This window comes from Paenibacillus sp. YIM B09110, from assembly GCF_037167145.1.
In the GTDB taxonomy this organism is placed as follows: Bacteria; Bacillota; Bacilli; order Paenibacillales; family Paenibacillaceae; genus Pristimantibacillus.
The window spans coordinates 1-559 of the sequence record NZ_JBANSP010000071.1 but is presented as its reverse complement, the minus strand read 5'-3'; the positions used below and the strand labels follow the sequence as shown (position 1 = coordinate 559).

Below are 559 nucleotides of genomic sequence, written 5' to 3'. Positions count from 1 at the left end.
CGGATACGGTAAGCGCGAATACGACTTTGTATGCGAAGTGGACGGCAGTTCCGGTGTCGACGTACACGGTGACGTTCGACTCGAAGGAAGGCAGCGCGGTAACGAGCTTGACTGGCATCGCTGCGGGAGCGACGATCACGAAGCCAGTCGATCCGACGAGAGCGGGCTACACGTTCTCGGGCTGGTATAAGGATGAGGGTTACACCTCGGCGTGGAACTTCACGACGGATACGATAAGCGCGAATACGACTTTGTATGCGAAATGGACGGCAGTTCCGGTGTCGACGTACACGGTGACGTTCGACTCGAAGGAAGGCAGCGGGGTAACGAGCTTGACTGGCATCGCTGCGGGAGCGACGATCACGAAGCCAGTCGATCCGACGCGAGCGAGCTATACGTTCTCGGGCTGGTACAAGGATGAGGGCTACGCAGCGGCGTGGAACTTCTTAACGGAAACGGTTAGCGCGAATACGACGCTGTATGCGAAGTGGACGGCGATTCCGATCGCGACATACACGGTAACGTTCGACTCGAAGGAAGGCAGCGCGGTAGAGAGTGT

At 58.0% G+C, this 559-nt stretch carries 1 protein-coding gene; it reads left to right on the top strand.

The genetic code is table 11. The features are described from left to right. On the top strand, positions 1–559 hold a 559-nt coding region (locus tag V8F51_RS31495; protein WP_337104448.1), incomplete at both ends, for an InlB B-repeat-containing protein.